We start from the raw sequence: 19,708 nt of genomic DNA on the forward strand, positions 1-19,708 counted from the left end.
AATAAAAAATCAGTCGATTGCGACTTCTGCCAGTATCTCTGTACCGTTCAGGGCGCAGACTTTTAAGACTCCGTGTTCAAGCATCCCAAAGCTAGGGACATTTCCACCTTTAGGTAAGCTAACCGAGCCAGGATTGAAACAATAAATATCACCACGTTGCTCTGCTACCGGCAAGTGTGTGTGTCCGTAGACCAGCACATCTTTTTGGCTCAATGGCGGTAGCTCAGCGGGATGATAAAGGTGACCGTGGGTTAAAAACAATCTTTGATTGTTGAGCAAGATTTGTTGCCAAGGCGCCATCATCGGGAATTTCAACAGCATCTGATCGACTTCACTATCGCAATTGCCACGAACAGCGATGATCTTGTCAGCAAACTTATTTAATAGCTCTGCGACCTGAGGCGGATTATAGCCTTCGGGCAGTGGATTGCGCGGCCCGTGATTGAGCACATCTCCCAGAATAATCAGCCATTGGCTTTCATTTTGTTCAAACAACTCAAGCACGCGCTGCGTCGCGCTGAGAGAGCCATGAATATCCGAGGCAAACATCAGCTTCATATGCGGTTCTCGTTGAATAGGAGTAATGCCCATAGTGTAACGATGGCTATCATTGCCCGCCAGCCTACAAAGCCTTGTTTGCCCACTTTTAACCAGATTGATTCATCAGTTGCTTGTTTTAACAACACTTAATCGCTTTAGCGTCGTTTAGCGGCCGATAAAGCCAGCCACTGGCACACGGACGCGCGTTGCCACTGGAAATGTGCATACTCGACCAACCGTTCAGGCACGGCATCTCCCGCCATAATCAATCGATTGAGCATGAGCGCTAAATCAGTATCTGCGATACACCATTCGCCAAATAAGTTTTGGTGTCCTTCCAACAACAGACGTTCAACTCCGGCGATAAGCTTAGCCGCGGCATACACCCCCTCTTCACTTAGCGCAGGTGGCTTTAGTCCAGCAAAGACAACCTCCGTAGAGCGCTCTTGGCGAATCGGCATGAGATCGCTGCGCAACCATGCCTGAATCTCGCGAGCCTTGGCTCTCTTTTGTTTGTCATGTGGGTAGAGCGACGCAAAATCCGGTGCGGTAAACACCTCATCCAGATATTCCGTAATCGCCGAAGATTCAGAGAGAGAAAAGTTTTCATGCAACAACGTTGGCACCCTACGCGTCAGGGATAGCTCGGCGTACGCCTCCTGCTGATTTTCATGCTCTGCCAAGTCAACGGGTTCCAGTTCGAATCTCAGCCCTTTTTCTTTCAGAGCCACGTAGACCGACATCACATAAGGACTAAAAAAATGACTGTCAGAATACAGCGTAATATCCGGATGACTCATGTTGCCTCCTGAGGAATAGGACAAAACATTAGGAGTGTCAGTATTACATGCCTACGTACTTTTGCAGCGATGAAATCATGTAACAGAGTAGATATTTCATTCAATCTTAATTATACATTTTTGCAACACCATCGCTTTCACCGCTGTGGCTTTTGGACTATAGTCAGAAGGATACGCTTCCTCTTACCGCTTGATTTTTCTGGGAGACATCATGATCGACCTGTATTACGCCCCGACGCCAAACGGCCATAAAATAACGCTTTTTCTCGAAGAATCTGGCCTGTCATACCGCATCCATCACGTCGATATCGGCGCTGGTGAACAGTTCAAACCCGAATTTTTAGCCATCTCGCCGAATAACAAAATTCCAGCCATCGTCGATCGTCAGCCTGTTGACGGCGGCGCACCATTAAGCCTGTTCGAGTCAGGCGAAATACTGCTATATCTGGCAGAAAAAACCGGACGTTTCATCAGTCAGGAGCTGCGTTCACGCGCTTCCACCCTCCAGTGGCTCTTTTGGCAGGTAGGCGGCTTTGGTCCAATGTTGGGACAAAACCACCACTTCAATCACTATGCTCCCCAGCCTGTTCCCTATGCTATCGAACGCTATCAGGTTGAAACCAAACGCCTGTATACCGTTTTAGACAAACAGCTCCAGAAACATGCCTATGTTTCTGGCGATGAATACAGCATTGCCGATATGGCGATTTATCCTTGGGTGGTGCCGCATGCGCGCCAGCGCATCGATTTAGAAGACTTCCCTGCGGTACGTAACTGGTTTGAACGTATCTCTGCGCGCCCCGCCACTAAAAAAGCGTACAACCTGCCACAAGAATAATGGTTTCAGGCCAGCACTCACGGTGCTGGTCGCAATCCCTCTTCTATTATCAATCGCCAATTTTCCCTGTATGCTGAATGCGACATCGCATTTGATAAGGATACCCTATGAGCTTTTTACAGCCTGATGCCATCATTCGGATTAAAAACCTGCGGCTGCGTACTTTCATCGGGATAAAAGAAGAAGAAATCAATAATAAACAAGACGTTGTTATCAACGTTGTGATCCACTACCCAGCAGAACAAGCACGGAGAAGCGAAAATATCGCCGATGCGCTTAACTACCGTACCATCACGAAACGCATCATTGCTCACGTAGAGGAACATCGTTTCGCGCTGCTGGAAAAATTAACCCAAGATGTTCTCGACATCGCTTGTGAACACCACTGGGTCACCTATGCTGAAGTAGAGGTCGATAAGCTTTACGCGCTACGCTACGCGGATTCCGTCTCGATGACTATGCGCTACCGTAAGGCTGATAAATAACGACATATACCCGAACAACTGGAGATGCGGCCAGCAACAATGGCTAATGCAGCCTAAGGTATATCGGGTATACATATCCCTGATCTTGGAGAAGGCTTATGCGTATTTTTATTACCGGCGGAACGGGGCTTATCGGCAAACCTCTTTGCCAACGTCTTCAGACGCTACACCACGAGCTAACGGTTTTAACCCGAGATCCGCAAAAAGGACGAGAAAGACTAGGGGATAACGTTAGCTACGTCACCTCGTTAGATGCGCTGTCAAACCTTGATGGCTATGATGCCGTTATCAATTTAGCGGGCGAGCCTATTGCCGATAAGCGCTGGAGCGAAGAGCAAAAGCAGCGCTTGTGTCACAGCCGCTGGGATATTACCCAGCGCATCGTCGAACTGATCCACAACAGTGCCAAACCGCCCTCTGTGCTACTTTCGGGTTCTGCGGTCGGTTATTACGGCGATCAGGATGAAGCGCTCGTCACAGAAGAAGATCCGCCGCATCACGAGTTTACCCACGATCTTTGCGCTCGCTGGGAAGGGCTTGCTCTGCAAGCTGCCAGTGATAAAACGCGTGTTTGTTTAATGCGAACAGGGATCGTACTTTCACCCAACGGCGGCGCATTAAGCAAAATGCTGCCACTGTTCCGTTTAGGCTTAGGAGGCGAAATGGGTAGCGGCAGGCAGTACATGCCGTGGATCCATATCGATGATATGGTCAACGCCATTCTCTATCTGCTGGAATGCCCAACATTAAATGGCCCGTTCAACATGACCGCGCCCTATCCGGTTCATAACGAACAGTTTATCGCAACGTTAGGTGAAATTTTAGGACGCCCAACGGTAGTACGTACTCCAGCATTTGCAATCAAAACCCTGATGGGCGAAGCCAGCGTACTGGTACTTACAGGACAGCGCGCCGTGCCAAAACGCTTAGAAGAAGCGGGGTTTGGGTTTAGGTATTTTGAGTTGGAAGATGCATTGAGGAATGTATTGGGGAAGGAATTTTAAGTAGGCAGAGGTTTAGTTCACCGATCGTTTATGGGATTGCAGTGAAATGTTTCGTTCGCCTGTCAGCAAATGCGTTTCCATGCCACCGCTGGCGAAGGCGACCGATGAGAGCCCCGTTGCGCGGGGGCTCTCAACTCGCGCGCTTTTATCCGAGACGCCATCTCCGCTACGGTTTGGTATCGCCCATCCAGGGCGCCCCAAACTCCGTCACGACATCCCTGTCGTGCCGGCTCTACCTACCAAGACTTAAACAATTAAAAATACAAAAACAGGGTGTGGTCTTTATCTTTTGCCTTTGACCTTTTCCGGCACGTTGTTCTTCAGCCGAAGGGAGGGATGTCGGCGAAAGAACGGAGGAGCCAGGACAAATTTGCCTGGAGCAAATTTGAACAACGCTTGCGTTGGCCCCGAAGGGGTGAGGCGCAGGGATGCGCCGAATACTCGCGATTGCCGTTCGTTCCGTTAAAGCCGGAATGACGAGATTCGGGTACCTGCGAAGCAGGCTGAAGAACGGTGCCTAGCTGGGGTGTCGGGGGGCAGCGCTTGGCCCCCCGACTCGGACGCCTGCACAGTGTATATGCAGATTTAGGTGCTTTAGGCGTACGAAACCTTACACAGCTCTCACGCCTACGCCAGTGATGTCTGCAGTACGAAAAATCACACCACTCTAGTATAAAAGTACTGCGGCTATTATGCTCTCCCAGCAATCCCCCTACTTCAATGCCCCCGACAAAAACTGCTGTAGCCGCACACTTTTGGGGTAACCAAACACCAACTCTGGCGGCCCTTGTTCTTCGATTATCCCTTGATGCAAAAAAATGACGTGATTAGACACGTGACGAGCAAATCCCATCTCGTGAGTCACCACAACCATCGTTTTCCCCTCTTCGGCCAGCTTTTGCATAATGCGTAATACTTCACCAACCAATTCAGGATCGAGCGCCGACGTTGGTTCATCAAATAGCAATACTTCAGGCTCCATCGCTAAAGCACGAGCGATAGACACACGTTGTTGCTGACCGCCAGACAAATTGATCGGGTATTTCCCTCGCGCTCTTTCATCAATACCCACTTTGTCTAGGTAGCGAATCGCTCTCTCATGCGCCTCCGCTTTACTCAGACCAAGAACCTGAATCGGTGCCTCCATCACGTTTTCCAGCACGGTCATGTGGCTCCATAAATTGAAATGCTGGAACACCATCGTCAGGCGCGTACGCAACAATCGAAGCTGCTTTTTATCACCCACTTTTAACTGGCCGTCAGTATCACGTACCAAACCGATATCGGTGCCGTTAATAGCAATCGTGCCCTCGCTCGGTTTCTCCAAAAAATTAATGCAGCGTAAAAACGTACTCTTTCCCGATCCCGATGAGCCAATAATACTGATCACATCACCCGCTTTTGCCGTCAGTGACACACCTTTCAACACTTCGTGGTCACCGTAGCGTTTATGCAGCTCTATTACGTTAAGTTTGGTTGGATTCATCAACGGCAGCTCAGTGAGAAAGTGAGGGATTAACATGGGCCATCCAGCGTTTTTCCGCTTTGCGGAACAGCCTGATGAGCACGTAAGAGATAATCAGATATAGCACGGCCGCAATGCCAAACGCGGTGAAAGGCTGATAGGTTGCGGAATTGATATCACGAGCCACTTTCAGCAAATCCGGTACCGTCGCGGTAAACGCCAGCGCGGTCGAGTGCAGCATCAGAATCACTTCATTACTGTATGCAGGTAATGCCGTACGTAACGCAGAAGGTAAAATAATGCATCGGTAAAGCTTAAAACGTGAAAACCCATAAGCATTCGCGGCTTCGATTTCACCATGGGGCACCGCACGGATCGCTCCAGCGAAGATTTCGGTGGTATAGGCGCAGGTATTCAGCGTTAACGCCAGTAAAGTACAGTTCAGCCCGCTGCGGAAAAATGCATTGAGCATCTCGGTACCTTTGACTATTTCCAGCGTGTACATCCCAGAGTAAAACACCAGCAGTTGCACATACAGCGGAGTGCCACGAAAGACCCAGGTAAACAACCATACCGGCATCGAAATCCAACGTTTTGGGGAAACCCTAGCCACGGAGAGAAAAACGGCCAGTATTCCGCCCATCACCACCGAAGCAATCAACAACCACAGCGTAATCGCGATTCCGGTGAAGCGAAAGCCATCCGTCCAAATCAGCGATTTCCAATACTCATGAATAATTTCATTCATAGTTCTGCCCTTCTCACACCCGCAGAGTAGCGTTTCTCGAGCATCAGCAGCACACCATTCGACACCGTGGTAAAGAGCAAATAGATCGCACCCGCCACGATGGCAAAATAGAATGGCTGCCAAGTACCTTTGCCAGCAATCTGAGTGGCTTTGACTAAATCGTCCAAACCTAACAAAGAAACTAGCGCTGTGGCTTTTAAAATCACCTGCCAGTTATTACCGATGCCCGGTAACGCATAGCGCATCATGGCTGGGAACAAAATACGGCGGAAAATTTTGCTGGCGGAAAATCCCAGCGACGTTGCCGCTTCGATCTGACCTTTTGGTACAGCCATAAAGGCACCGCGAAACGTTTCCGTAAAATAAGCGCCATAGATAAAGCCCAGCGTGATCACGCCGGCAACCAGCGGATCGATATTAAACTGCGACCAGCCGAGTAAATCCGTTATTTGGTTTAAAACCATCTGCAAGCCATAAAAGATCAGCAGCATCAGGACAAGATCCGGTACGCCTCGAATAAGCGTGGTGTAACCTTCAAAAATCGTCGTCAGAACAGACGAACGAGAGAGCTTTGCCGCCGCACCGAGCAAGCCTATGGCCACCGCAAGCAGCACCGAGCTTACCGCAAGCTCAAGCGTCACTAGTGCACCATTTAAAATGAGTTGAGAGTAGCCTTGTAGCATCTTCAGCCTGCCATTTCATAGCGAAAAAACTTAACCCACAGACACCCACCGCACAAAATACGGTGGATGTCTCACCTCGGATTAACCGCCGTAGACGTTAAAGTCGAAATACTTCTTAGCAAACTTGTCATAGGTGCCATCTTTACGCATCGAATCGAAGGCTTTATCCAAGGCAACCTTCAAATCGGCATCATCCTTACGCAACCCCATGCCTGTACCTACGCCAAAAATTGCGTTGTCTTTCACCGATGGGCCTGCAAAGGCATAGTCTTTGCCCACAGGCTGTTTCAAGAAGCCTTCGCTAGCGGCAACTTCATCTTGGAAAGCCGCATCGATTCGGCCCGCCGCTAAATCAGCGTAGATTAAATCCTGATTCTGATACGGCACCACGTCCACACCCTGCGGACGCCAGTGCTGATTCGCATAAGTTTCCTGCGTAGAACCTTGCAGTACCCCGACGTGTTTACCTTTCAATGACTCCAACGTTGGCTGAATAGGAGAACCTTTAGCCGCTACTAAGCGAGAATCTGCTGCGTAGAGCTTCTCGGTAAAAGCAATTTCCTTTTGGCGCTTTTCGGTAATCGATAGGGAAGAAATGATGGTGTCGATCTTCTTGGCTTTCAGAGATGGGATCAGGGCATCGAAATCACTCTCTACAAACGTACATTGAGTATTGATGCGTTTACACAACTCTTTGGCTAAGTCGATATCAAATCCCACCAGTTGTCCTTGAGGATTTTTGGAAGAAAACGGTGCATAGGTCGGATCGGTGCCCACTCTGAGATGATCCGGAACCGCCGCAAAAACGCTTGAAGAGCCAACCATCGCTAAAACTAGAGATACTGCTAATACCTGCTTCTTCATACTTTACCCTCAAGGAAACGTTTTATGGTTGTGATGTCGTTGTGTTGTTTGCAGTCTGTCGAACTCAATGTATCGACTTAAAATTGTTATTTATGCGAAAGCTCGGCTCGCATTGAAAGCTGTAGCAGATTTCATGCCATACCCATTGACTCACCACGTGATACACGCTGGCGGTGAGCCAGCATCCTCAAAGGAACGATTCTAAGGATGCGGAACACCGCTGATATCAGTGAAGTGAGCCACTCAGCTTTGCTTTAGCAAAGATAGAGCAGCAATGACAAAACGACAGGTCCTGAGGAGGGAAAATTAGACTTTATGCACCAAAAGTGATCGATGTTGCAAAAACGCACTAATGTTGCACAAGTGTTACTGCGATTTATGTCCGCCGTCCCAGCGGGTGAAGAGATCTTGTGAAATCTCGATATCAAACTGATCGATCACGCGGTTAACCGTTTGATCGACGATATCTTGCAACGTCTGTGGGCGATGATAAAACGCAGGAACCGGCGGCATCACGATCGCGCCGAGTTCTGCTGCCGTGGTCATCATGCGCAGATGGCCTAAATGTAGCGGAGTTTCACGCACACAAAGCACTAAACGGCGGCGCTCCTTAAGCACCACGTCTGCAGCTCGCGTCAATAAGTTATCGGTATAGCTATGAACAATACCAGACAGCGTTTTCATCGAGCACGGTAAGATGACCATACCTGCGGTTTTAAACGAACCCGAAGAGATACTGGCGGCAATATCACGCGCATCATGCACCACGTCAGCAAGGCTCTGTACATCGCGCAGTTGGAGATCGGTTTCTAGTGCCAGAGTCTGCCGTGCGGCATTGCTCATGATCAGATGAGTTTCGATATCAGGCACGCCGCGCAATACTTCCAGCATACGCACGCCATAAATCACGCCGCTGGCGCCAGAAATACCGATGATTAAACGTTTCATGAGTGTTGGCCTACTTTGGTGGATTTAATCAGACACTCAGCTGGAATACCAAACAAGGAGTGCAAACGGCGAATCATCGGTAACGTTAAATTACGTTTACGATTCAACACTTCATAGACACGGTTAGGATGCCCAATGGCCGCAGTCAGATCACGAACCGTCAAGCCTGACTGCTCCATGCGAAACTTAATAGCTTCAACCGGGTCGGGAAGCTCCACGGGAAAGTGCTTAGATTCGTATGACTCTATAAGCGTAAGCATAACTTCGAATTGATCCCCTTCCGGCGTATTTGGCTCAGGGGGATTTTCAAAGAGTCGTGCGGCCTCTTTCAAAGCGGCTTTGTAATCTTGCTCATTACGGATTGGGCGAATATTCATCTACCACTCCATTTCTATGGTATGGGCATCATAACATCCATGAGTCCCATTCTGGGACAAGTGAATCTTATCCCATTTTGGGACTATCGCAAGGCAAAAAAACCTGCATGGTGAAAATCTACTTCAACGTAAATTTCACCATGCAGGGCAGATAGGACATAAATAATTTATGACTCATTAACTACATAGTCAATGCGGCCAAATGCGAGCAGATGCTAAAAATAGAATGCCAATCTAACATGGCTTGCAGAGGCAATTACCCCTCATTATGCATCTCAAGATTTTCAGCTTCTTCCTGACCGCGTATCGCTTTTGCATCATCACTGCGCAGCGACTGCAGATAATCGAGGTAGCCTTGATCCACATCCTTGGTGACATAAATCCCGTTAAATACTGAGCACTCAAACTGCTCAATATCGGGATTCTCTTCACGCACGGCTTCGATGAGATCGTTCAGATCTTGGAAAATCAGGCCATCAGCGCCAATGATTTTCGCAATTTCGTTCACTTCACGCCCGTGTGCAATCAGCTCATTAGCGTTTGGCATATCGATGCCATACACGTTAGGGAAACGGATTTCCGGCGCAGCCGATGCTAGATAAACCTTCTTCGCACCCGCCTCCCGAGCCATTTCCATAATCTGTTGGGAAGTCGTACCACGTACGATAGAGTCATCAACCAGCAGCACATTTTTGTCACGGAATTCAGCACGATTGGCGTTAAGCTTGCGACGCACTGATTTTCGGCGTTCCTGCTGGCCTGGCATGATAAAGGTGCGGCCTACGTAGCGATTTTTAACAAATCCCTGACGATAAGGCTTATCCAGAATACGAGCGATTTCTAGCGCGATATCACATGAGGTTTCAGGGATCGGGATAACCACATCAATATCCAAATCCTCCCACTCACGGGCAATTTTTGCCCCCAGCTTCTGCCCCATTCGCACACGTGCACTGTAGACAGAAATCTTATCGATAAAGGAATCTGGACGAGCAAAGTAGACATACTCAAACAGACAAGGATTGCTCTTCGGATTATCGGCACACTGGCGGGTAAATAACTGCCCTTTCTCAGTAACATAAATCGCTTCACCCGGTGCAACATCACGGATGAATTCGAAGCCCAGCGTATCCAGAGCCACGCTTTCGGAAGCGACCATATATTCTACTCGGCCATCTTCCAGATCGCGTTTACCGATCACCAACGGACGAATGCCGTTTGGATCGCGAAACGCCACCATGCCGTGGCCGATGATCATCAGTACGCAGGCATAAGCGCCACGAATTTGCTGATGCGTCGCCGCAACCGCTGCAAATACGTTATCAACTTCCAGCGGATAATGATCAAAACGATCCAGCTCATGAGCAAAGATATTGAGCAAGATTTCAGAGTCAGAAGTGGTATTGACGTGGCGACGCGCACGCTCAAACAATTTCTGCTTAAGTTCGTGCGCATTCGTCAGATTACCGTTGTGAGCCAAGGTAATACCAAACGGGGAGTTAACATAAAACGGCTGCGCCTCAGATGCGCTAGAGCTGCCTGCCGTTGGGTAACGAACGTGGCCGATACCCATATTGCCTTGCAGGCGGAGCATATGCCGTGCTTCAAACACATCTTTCACCAACCCGTTCGCTTTACGCAAACGGAAGCCATTATTGGCATCAATAGTGACGATGCCTGCGGCATCTTGCCCACGGTGTTGAAGCACCGTTAACGCATCATAAATCGACTGGTTTACCGGTGTAAAACCGGCGATACCGACAATACCGCACATGTTGTCATTTCCTCATCAGCGTTACCGGAGCGGGAGCGGAATAGAAGGCAAATGCTCCGGTATGAAACTCGACGTGCTCTGCAGGTAGTCAAAGAACCACCTGATAATGTAACTGAACTGCGGGATGAGCTGCGACTGTTTCCAGTCCGCACTTTGTGCCATCGAGGTAAAGGTATCCAGAAAGAACAGTAGCGCTGACACAATCAGCACTCCACGTAGCGCACCAAAGCAAATCCCTAGTACACGGTCGGTTCCGCTCAGTCCGGTTCGCTCCACCAACGAACCAATCACATAGTTAACAATGGCTCCGACAATCAGCGTTGCAACAAACAAAATGGCAATCGCAATGCCGTTGCGCACCAGCGCATCTTCAAAACGGGTGAAGTAGACGGCGAGATAGGTATAGAAATGGCTGGCGACAAAGAACGCGGCCCCCCATGTAACCAGTGACAACGCTTCTCGCACAAATCCTCGAATCAGGCTAACTAACGCCGAAAATCCGATGATGCCAATAATGACCCAATCAATCCAAACCATGACCATTCCAATCCAAGAATTGCCTCGGCATCCAGTTCGCGGCGAATTCTAACAGAAAAAGAAAACGTTTGCGTAGAGGATTTCCCTTCCTGTTCGCAAATTTTATTCTCATAAAAATTTGGCATAGATCCGGCCAATGCTTCCGGTCAGACCAACTCCCAGATGTAACAACAGCCCTGCCCCCATAACTGAGGACAAAGCTGTTGGAAAAACAAACGCCGTTCATTTCACGGTAAATCCGCGTCTACATAATGACTACTTACCACTATAGCTGCGCACCTGACCATTCAACCCACTGATGCTGTTGAGCTCAGGCAAAGCAGATTCCAGTTTTTGTTTTGAGGCATCTGGTCCCACAAACAAGCGAGTAATTTCCCCTTGAACCGGCGTTGCAGGAACCGTATAGGCACGATAGCCAGACAAACGCAGCTTCGCCACGATTTCGCTCGCCTTAGACGCATTACGTAATGCGCCAAGCTGCACCACATATGCTTGCCCTGCAGGCGCTTTTTCTTCTGGTACAGCGGCGGCTTTAGGTTGCTCAGCGGGCTTCGGTTGTTCTACGGGTTTAGACTGCTCGACAGTTTTTGGCTGCTCCACGGTTTTTTCAACCGGCTTGGGCTTAGCCTCAACCATCTTAGGAGGTTCGACCGGCTTTGGCTTCTCCACCGGTTTTTTCACCGGTTTAGGTTGCTCTACAGGCTTGCTTTCCACTGGCTTGAGATCAACGACCTCACCGCGCCCTTGCTGGACATTAGAAGGCGATGTCATATTGACACTATCGCGATCCTGATTCGGAACATTGCCACTCTCTTGAGGTATCTGCGCATTCGCACCTTCCTGCGGTAGCAGAGGTGTTTCGCTCAGAGGTTGTGTGACCGGAGGGATAACATCAGTGGGATCGTCCTCGCCCGGTTTAGGCACTAAGGGGATCGCCCCAAACTCATCCTGATAATGCTTTTTCTGGCCATCTAACAAGCCAGGCAACACAATCACACCCAGCGCAACGATAATGATCGTGCCAACAAGTCGGTTTTGAAACTTACTCGCCACTCGCGTTCTCCGTTTCTAATGCCGCCATAACATGCGCGACAGTATGGAACGAACCACAAACAATCACGATATCCTGTGGAGCAGCATCCTGCATTGCTTTTCTCCATGCCCTTTCGACGTCGGCAAACACATTAGGTTCATCTAAATGCTCAGCCAAGCGTTCAACAGGAGCGCCACGTGGCCCCTCTAGCGGAGCACAGTACCAATCATGGATTAAAGGTTTCAGACACTCTAGCGTTCCCGCAATGTCTTTATCTTCTAACATGCCAACCACCGCGCGCAGATGACGGGGTTGCGTCGATGGACGCTGCTCGAGCAACTGCTGTAAGCGTCCCGCCAAATATCCTGCCGCATGAGGATTATGCGCCACATCCAGAATTAACAAAGGCTGCTCGCGGACGATTTGGAAGCGTCCCGGTAATAATGCCGAATCTAATCCCTGACGGATAGCGGCGTCATCGATGCTCAGCGAACAATGGCGCAGCGCCGCTAACGCGGTAGCGGCATTCGGCAACGGCACCTTCGGTAAAGGTAAATGCGACCACGTTTTATCTGCATCATGCCATTGCCAATCGCGATCGGTTACGCTGAAGTTCCAGTCTGCTCCGCGACGATAAAGCTTCGCGCCCTTTTCAGCGGCGACCTCTGCGATAGTCAGCGGCATATCAGGCTCACCCACAATCGCCGGAATACCCGCACGGAAGATACCCGCTTTTTCACGACCAATACTTTCTCTATCAGGCCCTAACCAGTCGGTATGATCCAGAGCAATGCTGGTGACCACCGCAACGCTGGGATCAACAATATTGGTCGCATCTAAACGCCCCCCTAACCCGACTTCGAGGATAACCACGTCCAGAGCAGACTGTTTAAACAGCTGCAACGCTGACAAGGTGCCATATTCAAAATAGGTCAGAGAAATATCGCCACGTCCTGCTTCTAACGCGGCAAATGAGCGGCAATGTTCGGCTTCGCTGAGCTCTTCGCCTTGAATACGCACACGTTCGGTGTAACGCAACAGATGCGGCGAACTATAAACACCCACTCGGTAGCCGGCAGCCATTAAAATGGCCTCTAGCGTGCGACAAGTTGTGCCTTTGCCATTGGTGCCAGCGACGGTAAATACCGTTGGTGCGGGTTTAAGGAGATCAAGGTTTTCAGCAACGCGTTTAACTCGGTCAAGCCCTAGCTCAATCGCTTTAGTATGCAGGTGTTCGAGATAGTGCAGCCAATCAGCTAATGGCGATGTGGCTTGGGGAATTGGGAGATTATTCATAGTCATTGATCGTTCATGAGTCCCGTTCATACCGGTTCAAGAAGTCAACATAGCCCCCAGGACGGGGGCTATGGCTTTATCCTGCATCATTGAAGCGGCATCGAAATGGGGCAAAGCCCTGATGCCACGCCAAACGTTTCAGATAAAGGAACTGCAGGGCAAACCTATTCTTGAGTCTCGCCGTCAACAGGAACTTCACGAACGATTTCGTTGCTGACAGGTTCTGGCTGCCCCGTCATTTTAGCCACAAGACTGGCCAGTTTATCGCGCATTTCCGGACGACGCACAATCATATCGATCGCACCTTTTTCGATCAGGAACTCGCTGCGCTGGAAGCCTGGTGGCAACTTTTCACGTACGGTTTGCTCAATAACACGCGGTCCCGCAAAGCCGATTAGCGCTTTAGGCTCAGCCACATTAATGTCGCCCAGCATGGCCAGACTGGCTGAAACCCCACCCATTGTCGGATCGGTCAGCACGGAGATATAGGGCAGACCGCGTTCTTGCAGCTTAGCTAATGCAGCACTGGTTTTTGCCATCTGCATCAGAGACATCAGTGCTTCCTGCATACGGGCACCGCCGCTGGCAGAGAAACAAATCAGCGCACAGTTATCTTCCAATGCCTGCTCAACCGCACGCACAAAGCGCGCACCCACCACAGAAGCCATTGAACCGCCCATAAAGGAGAATTCAAAAGACGCAGCAACCACAGGCATACCTTTCAGTGTACCTTTCATCACAATTAATGCGTCTTTTTCACCGGTTTCTTTTTGCGCCGCAGAGATGCGATCTTTATATTTTTTGGAGTCCTTAAACTTAAGAATATCCTTAGGCTCCAGCTCGCTGCCTAATTCAACCTCACTGCCTTCGTCCAGCAAAGTATGCAAACGCATACGTGCAGACATGCGCATGTGGTGATCACACTTAGGGCAAACGTCTAGATTACGCTCCAGCTCGGCGCGATAAAGTACCTGACCGCAGCTATCGCATTTAGTCCAGACACCTTCAGGAATGCTCGCCTTACGGGTTTGCGTGATATTACTTTTGTTAAGAATTCGTTCAATCCAGCTCATCGATGACCTTTCTGTTTGAACCTGGCGAAATGCCAGTCCTCTGTTCATGCCATAAAAATTCGGTCAAAGCCCTTTCCTCGCGGCGAAGAACCTTCCCTTCTTGAATCACAAATTAGGCCACTAGCCAAAAGGCTTACCGCGCTAAAAGGTTCAAGATAACCAGCAGGAACAGACCATAAATGCCGTTCATTAAACCACAACGGTTCGACTCTGTGGATAAAAAACTGGTCGAACCGCGTGGAGTTTACATTTATTGAACACTCCGGGTGAACAATAAACGCATTTTATTTTCCAACTGTGACAGCCCCCTATAGATGACTGTCAGAAGATGCTGACTTTTTCGCTGCACGTTTATGACGCCAAACCTCAATCACTCCCGGCAGAATAGAAAGCACAATAATCGCGACGATCAGCAGTTTCAAGTTTTCCTGTACGACCGGTACGTTACCGAACAGATAACCGGCATAGGTGAACAAGAGCACCCACAGCAACGCACCAATCACGTTATACATGGCGAAATGGCGATATGACATATGCCCCATCCCCGCCACAAACGGTGCAAAAGTACGCACTATTGGAACAAATCGCGCCAAAATAATGGTTTTTCCGCCGTGTTTGTCATAAAACGCATGGGTTTTATCCAGATAGCTGCGGCGAAAAATTTTAGAGTTGGGATTGCTAAACAGCTTCGCACCAAACAGGCGACCAATCGTATAGTTAACCGCATCGCCAATAATTGCCGCCGCGATCATTAAAGCGACCATGGTATGCACATTGAGATCGTTAGTGGGCAACGCCGCGAGAGCACCGGCAACAAAAAGCAAAGAGTCACCCGGCAGGAATGGCGTCACGACCAAGCCGGTTTCGCAGAACAGGATCAGGAACAGAATGGCATAAACCCAAACGCCATACTGCGCAACGAGTTCCGCTAAATGCACATCAATGTGCAGGATAAAGTCGATTATCCATTGAATATATTCCATGGCACTTCACTCTCCATAAACAGTGCTGGTCAATTCCACCAGCTAAAAATCTAAGCCACCACATTTAGTCAGCGAGAAACAGCGGCCCCATCGAAACCTTTGGCAAATCAAAGTGCTCAGGGTAATCAACTGAAACCAGATAAAGACCTGCCGCTTTGGCCGTCGCCGCCGCCAGCTTACGATCTTTCGCCGCCAGCAGCTCGGCCATCCAGCTTTCAGGCTGATTACCACAGCCAATCTCCATCAAGCTCCCCACGATATTACGCACCATGTGGTGCACAAAAGCGTTGGCTTTGATGTCTACGATCACGTAATCGCCCAAACGGGTGACCTTCAGATGTGACACATTTCGCCACGGCGTGCGCGACTGGCATTGTGACGCGCGGAAAGAGGTAAAATCATTCTCTCCCAGCAACGCCTGCCCTGCCCGCTCCATGCGTTCAGCGTCCAAATGATGATAAAAATGAGTCAGCCCATTTTGCAAAACCGCCTGACGATAGCGATGATTGTAGATGACATAACGATAACGGCGAGCCGTAGCGCTAAATCGCGCATGAAAATCCTCACTGACGCTTTTTACCCAACGTACAGCGATATCTTTCGGCATGTGCGTATTCACGCCCATTGTCCATGCCGCGTCTTTCCGCGCCACATGTGTTTCGAAATGCACCACTTGCCCTGTCGCATGCACACCGGCGTCGGTTCGACCGGCGCAGGATACCGTAATGGGCTCACTGGCAACTTTGCTCAACGCCTTCTCTAAGCACTCTTGCACGCTCGGGGCGTCCGACTGACGCTGCCATCCAGCATACTGACTGCCGTCATATTCAATGCCGAGGGCTATCTTGTACACGGGCTTCGCAGACAGAACCTCAGATTCTGTCATGGGTATCAACTCGCCGGAGATTGACGCTTCAGACATTAGTACATGTACTCCTGAATCAGGCGCTCCGCAGTCTCGATAGCCATCAAAGCACCACCAAAACGCACGTTATCCGCGACTGACCAGAACTGCACGACATCAGGGGAACCATAGTCATTACGCACACAGCCGATGCTCAACAGTGGGTTGCCAGAAGCATCCCCCACCTGCGTTGGATAATCATTCTCTTCGCTGAGTTCGATACTCTCTAAACGACCGAAAACATCGCGTGCTTCTTCAGCAGATATCGGGCGTTGAGTCTCAATATGTACGGTCTGAGCATGACCATAGAATACCGGAGACTGAATGACGCTCACCGACATCGGTAGGCTTTCATCCTGCAGAACTTTACGAACCTGATCAACCACACGGCGCTCTTCACGCACGCTACCCTGAGCATCAGATACCAGAGGGAGCAGGTTAAATGCCAGTTGTTTCTGGAATAAACCAGGTTCGAATGGAATACCATTCAGCAAACGCGCGCTCTGTCCGGCTAACTCGTCTACCGCAGCTTTACCGTGGGCGGAAGCCGATAGCAGGCTCGTGACATGAATGCGTGCCAAGCCGGCCTCATCGGTCAACGGGCGAATTGCGGATAACAATTGGCTAACGAGGCTATCGGCCACTACGACCAGATTGCGGTTGCGATACTCTGACAGCGCCTGTGGATTAACGCTTGGCACAACCAAAGGAACATCGTGCTCCATAGCAAAGGCATCGCTACTATCAATGACCAGACAGCCTGCATTACCCGCCTCTTCGGCATAGCGCAGAGACGCCTCCGTCCCCGCGACGAAGAACGCAAGTTGCACTTGTGACCAGTCAAACTCAGCGGCGTTTTCTACCAGAATTTGTTTACCGTTAAAGCGAATGGATTCACCCGCGCTACGTTCGCTAGCCAATGGGAATAGTTCACCCACAGGGAATTCTCGTTCCGCCAACTGTTCCAACAGTGCGCTGCCTACAGCACCGGTTGCTCCTAATAAGGCGATATTCCAGCCGTCAGTCATGTTCTTCTCCCAAAGCAAAAATACAGAGCGCCCGACATCACTTAAGTAAGCAAAACGGGCGCTGGAAAAAACCTTAGTTCAAAATTAGTCGATGAAGCTTAGCCAAACCTTAGATAACGTTTCAGTACCGGTTTTTTTATCCCCAATAAAGGGATGAGGCCGTCGGCTAGGCCAGTTCAGCGCTAAATCCTAGCGCTCTCAGTAGCTCAACGCTCGCGCTGTCGTCACATAGGACGCACAGTGAAGACCACTCGCGGCGTTCTTGATAATGTTTACGCAAGCGATCAAATTCGCCAGCCTGCCCCGCCACACGACGCAGCGGCGCATCATCGCGGCGCACATCATACACCAGATGCATCAGACGTTTGAGTTTTGCCTGATCCAATGCGCCATGAACGCGTACGCTAGCAATTTCCGGCACAGGTAGGAGCTCGCTTAAAGCAACGTGTTGTGGCTGTCCTAAAAATTTGCTGTAGGCTTCAAACACCTGAGTCGTGCCGCGGGCTTTACCTTCTAAGCTGTAGCCTGCGATATGCGGCGTACCGATATCAACCAGATCCAACAGCTCTAATGACAACTCAGGCTCGGGTTCCCACACGTCCAAAATTACACTCAGCTTTTTACCGTTTTTCAGCGCCGCTAGCAAAGCCGAGTTATCGACAATAGGGCCACGCGCCGCGTTAATCAAAATACGATTGTCAGGTAATACAGCGAGCAAGTCGGCATCAACGAGATGCAACGTTTTATCACTACCGGTTTTATTCAGCGGCGTGTGGAAAGTCAGGATATCGGCGTCCTGCACCAACTTATCTAAGGGATAAAAGGTTTCAACATCGCCTCTAGCCGCACGAGGAGGATCGCACAACAGCGTTTGCACACCTAAAGCCTTCAGTCGGTTATTCAAACGAGACCCGACGTTACCTACGCCGACGATACCAACGGTTTTCTCTCGCAGGTCAAAACCATCGCGTTCGGCCAGCATCATTAAAGACGAAAACACGTACTCCACTACCGCTATCGCATTACAGCCGGGAGCCGCCGAAAAACCAATACCCTGCTCGCTTAACCAGCGGTCATCAACGTGATCGGTGCCAGCCGTGGCGGTGCCAACAAAACGCACACTCGTGCCACTCAGTAAGTCTGCGTTCACTTTAGTCACCGAACGCACCATCAGCGCATCCGCACCCACTAGTGCTTCTGCAGGCAACGGACGCCCACGCACCGCTTGTACGGCCCCTAAACGGCTAAACAGTTCGCCCGCATAAGGCATGTTTTCATCGACCAGAATTTTCACGTGTTTCTCCCGCCGGTGCTCAGCACTGCGTAAATAAGAAAATGATTGAACTACTATTTTGCCACCAAAAGCGAAGCGAGCCCAAATAAGTCAGCACGCATTGGCTGATCAACTCACTTTTCGGTAACGCTCAGGCGTGGTACCGGAGATCTGCTGGAACATGACGATAAACGCAGAGGAAGAACTGTATCCCACTTCAAGTGCAACTTCCTGCACCGTTTTCCCCTGCTCTAACAAAGGCAACGAGTGTAAAAAACGTAACCGCTGACGCCATTCACTAAATGACATACCCAGCTCAATCTGGCAACGGCGTGATAAAGTCCGCTCCGTGGTATATACGCGCTGAGCCCATACGCTGAGCGGCGTATTATCGGAAGGACAGCATTCGAGCATCCGCAGCACTGGAGCTAAGAATTTATCCTGCGAGGAAGGTAAGTAAGTCTGATGCACGGGGGCTTGTTTAAGCTGATCGACTAAAACTCGGCATAATCTCAAATCTTCCCGCGTTTCTGGAAATATCAAATCACGCTCAAAGCAATTATCCACAATGGCGTTAAACAAAGGACTAACATTGAGCAAACAGGCCTCCGCCGGAAGGTCTGCGCATAAGCGAGCGCTAATGTTAATGGTTCGAAACTGGGAGAGTTTCCGGTTGTAGCTCGAGTGTTCAACGCCTGCGGGAAGCCATACAGCAAATTTCGACGGAGCGAGAAAACGTTGATCGCCGACGTTAAGGGCCAAAACTCCCGTTCGGATATAAATGAGTTGCCCCCACGGATGGTGGTGCGGCAAATACTCTGTATCCGCATTCACTTCTTCACAGCGAAAAAACAGATTACGAACTGAACTCACCTCATCAGAAGGAAAAATCCGCTGTTCAGCCATAGTTCTTCACCTCAATAACATTAAGTGATAATTCAGTTTGTCTGGATTTCATTAAACATTGTCTGCTTTTCACTATATCTAATAAACCAGACACGCGTAAACTAACGCTCGTCGCCACTGTTGTCGACAATAATGTTTTGAGAAGAAAT

General features: G+C 49.7%; 21 protein-coding genes. 3 read left to right on the top strand and 18 right to left on the bottom strand.

The genetic code is table 11. From position 1 onward, the window contains the following. Window positions 1–9: 9 nt before the first annotated feature. Both yfcE and yfcF read right to left on the bottom strand, forming a co-directional pair. Window positions 10–558 (bottom strand): phosphodiesterase, encoded by a 549-nt coding sequence (gene yfcE / locus K9N75_RS14545; RefSeq protein ID WP_020303664.1) that lies wholly within the window; start codon window positions 556–558, stop codon window positions 10–12. 137 nt (window positions 559–695) lie between these two features. Continuing rightward, window positions 696–1,340 (bottom strand): glutathione transferase, encoded by a 645-nt coding sequence (gene yfcF, locus K9N75_RS14550; RefSeq protein ID WP_008814034.1) that lies wholly within the window; start codon window positions 1,338–1,340, stop codon window positions 696–698. Between the two features lie 211 nt (window positions 1,341–1,551). On the opposite strand from yfcF, the gene yfcG reads away from it, so the two are divergent. The 3 genes from yfcG to K9N75_RS14565 all read left to right on the top strand — a co-directional run bounded on the left by yfcG (window position 1,552) and on the right by K9N75_RS14565 (window position 3,667). Next, window positions 1,552–2,178: a GSH-dependent disulfide bond oxidoreductase gene (yfcG, locus tag K9N75_RS14555; protein WP_008814035.1), complete on the top strand. Its 627-nt coding sequence runs from the start codon at window positions 1,552–1,554 to the stop codon at window positions 2,176–2,178. Window positions 2,179–2,285: 107 nt separating this feature from the next. Continuing rightward, window positions 2,286–2,663 carry a dihydroneopterin triphosphate 2'-epimerase gene (gene folX, locus K9N75_RS14560; RefSeq protein ID WP_004092674.1) on the top strand — a complete coding sequence of 126 codons (378 nt, stop codon included), beginning with the start codon at window positions 2,286–2,288 and terminating at the stop codon, window positions 2,661–2,663. Between the two features lie 98 nt (window positions 2,664–2,761). Then, window positions 2,762–3,667: a TIGR01777 family oxidoreductase gene (locus K9N75_RS14565; protein ID WP_008814036.1), complete on the top strand. Its 906-nt coding sequence runs from the start codon at window positions 2,762–2,764 to the stop codon at window positions 3,665–3,667. 712 nt (window positions 3,668–4,379) lie between these two features. On the opposite strand, the gene hisP is transcribed toward K9N75_RS14565, so the two are convergent. From hisP to K9N75_RS14645, 16 genes are all read right to left on the bottom strand, one after another. Beyond that, window positions 4,380–5,153, bottom strand: coding sequence for a histidine ABC transporter ATP-binding protein HisP (hisP, locus tag K9N75_RS14570; protein WP_224452616.1), 774 nt, complete (start codon window positions 5,151–5,153; stop codon window positions 4,380–4,382). Window positions 5,154–5,163: 10 nt separating this feature from the next. Next, a complete protein-coding gene (locus K9N75_RS14575; RefSeq protein ID WP_039185427.1) occupies window positions 5,164–5,880 on the bottom strand; it encodes an ABC transporter permease in 717 nt (238 codons plus the stop codon). Next, window positions 5,877–6,563, bottom strand: coding sequence for a histidine ABC transporter permease HisQ (hisQ, locus tag K9N75_RS14580; protein ID WP_008814039.1), 687 nt, complete (start codon window positions 6,561–6,563; stop codon window positions 5,877–5,879). Before hisQ ends, K9N75_RS14575 begins: the two co-directional genes overlap by 4 nt. A gap of 81 nt (window positions 6,564–6,644) precedes the next feature. Next, window positions 6,645–7,427, bottom strand: coding sequence for a histidine ABC transporter substrate-binding protein HisJ (gene hisJ, locus K9N75_RS14585; protein ID WP_008814040.1), 783 nt, complete (start codon window positions 7,425–7,427; stop codon window positions 6,645–6,647). A gap of 366 nt (window positions 7,428–7,793) precedes the next feature. Beyond that, the gene (locus K9N75_RS14590) at window positions 7,794–8,375 is read right to left on the bottom strand and encodes a UbiX family flavin prenyltransferase (protein WP_008814041.1); all 582 of its coding nucleotides are present in this window, start codon (window positions 8,373–8,375) and stop codon (window positions 7,794–7,796) included. Continuing rightward, the gene (locus K9N75_RS14595) at window positions 8,372–8,752 is read right to left on the bottom strand and encodes a helix-turn-helix domain-containing protein (protein ID WP_008814042.1); all 381 of its coding nucleotides are present in this window, start codon (window positions 8,750–8,752) and stop codon (window positions 8,372–8,374) included. The genes K9N75_RS14590 and K9N75_RS14595 overlap by 4 nt, the downstream gene beginning before the upstream one ends. A 256-nt stretch (window positions 8,753–9,008) precedes the next feature. After that, a complete protein-coding gene (gene purF / locus K9N75_RS14600) occupies window positions 9,009–10,526 on the bottom strand; it encodes an amidophosphoribosyltransferase (protein ID WP_004092690.1) in 1,518 nt (505 codons plus the stop codon). A gap of 21 nt (window positions 10,527–10,547) precedes the next feature. Continuing rightward, the gene (gene cvpA / locus K9N75_RS14605; RefSeq protein ID WP_008814043.1) at window positions 10,548–11,063 is read right to left on the bottom strand and encodes a colicin V production protein; all 516 of its coding nucleotides are present in this window, start codon (window positions 11,061–11,063) and stop codon (window positions 10,548–10,550) included. Window positions 11,064–11,318: 255 nt separating this feature from the next. After that, entirely contained in the window at window positions 11,319–12,116 is a 798-nt protein-coding gene (gene dedD / locus K9N75_RS14610) for a cell division protein DedD (protein WP_008814044.1), read from the bottom strand. Next, window positions 12,106–13,392, bottom strand: a complete 1,287-nt coding sequence (folC, locus tag K9N75_RS14615; RefSeq protein WP_191279003.1) for a bifunctional tetrahydrofolate synthase/dihydrofolate synthase — start codon at window positions 13,390–13,392, stop codon at window positions 12,106–12,108. The genes dedD and folC overlap by 11 nt, the downstream gene beginning before the upstream one ends. A gap of 164 nt (window positions 13,393–13,556) precedes the next feature. Continuing rightward, window positions 13,557–14,465 (bottom strand): acetyl-CoA carboxylase, carboxyltransferase subunit beta, encoded by a 909-nt coding sequence (gene accD / locus K9N75_RS14620; protein WP_008814046.1) that lies wholly within the window; start codon window positions 14,463–14,465, stop codon window positions 13,557–13,559. 308 nt (window positions 14,466–14,773) lie between these two features. Beyond that, the gene (locus tag K9N75_RS14625) at window positions 14,774–15,448 is read right to left on the bottom strand and encodes a DedA family protein (RefSeq protein WP_008814047.1); all 675 of its coding nucleotides are present in this window, start codon (window positions 15,446–15,448) and stop codon (window positions 14,774–14,776) included. Window positions 15,449–15,512: 64 nt separating this feature from the next. Then, window positions 15,513–16,334, bottom strand: coding sequence for a tRNA pseudouridine(38-40) synthase TruA (truA, locus tag K9N75_RS14630; RefSeq protein ID WP_199372007.1), 822 nt, complete (start codon window positions 16,332–16,334; stop codon window positions 15,513–15,515). A 35-nt stretch (window positions 16,335–16,369) separates the two neighbouring features. Continuing rightward, the gene (locus K9N75_RS14635) at window positions 16,370–17,380 is read right to left on the bottom strand and encodes an aspartate-semialdehyde dehydrogenase (RefSeq protein ID WP_224451775.1); all 1,011 of its coding nucleotides are present in this window, start codon (window positions 17,378–17,380) and stop codon (window positions 16,370–16,372) included. 166 nt (window positions 17,381–17,546) lie between these two features. Continuing rightward, on the bottom strand, window positions 17,547–18,674 hold the full coding sequence (pdxB, locus tag K9N75_RS14640; RefSeq protein ID WP_224451776.1) for a 4-phosphoerythronate dehydrogenase PdxB: 1,128 nt from the start codon (window positions 18,672–18,674) through the stop codon (window positions 17,547–17,549). Between the two features lie 108 nt (window positions 18,675–18,782). Next, window positions 18,783–19,559: an AraC family transcriptional regulator gene (locus tag K9N75_RS14645; protein WP_008814051.1), complete on the bottom strand. Its 777-nt coding sequence runs from the start codon at window positions 19,557–19,559 to the stop codon at window positions 18,783–18,785. Window positions 19,560–19,708: the final 149 nt, after the last annotated feature.

Origin of the sequence: Hafnia paralvei (assembly GCF_020150375.1) — a bacterium.
GTDB classification, from domain to species: domain Bacteria; phylum Pseudomonadota; class Gammaproteobacteria; order Enterobacterales; family Enterobacteriaceae; genus Hafnia; species Hafnia paralvei.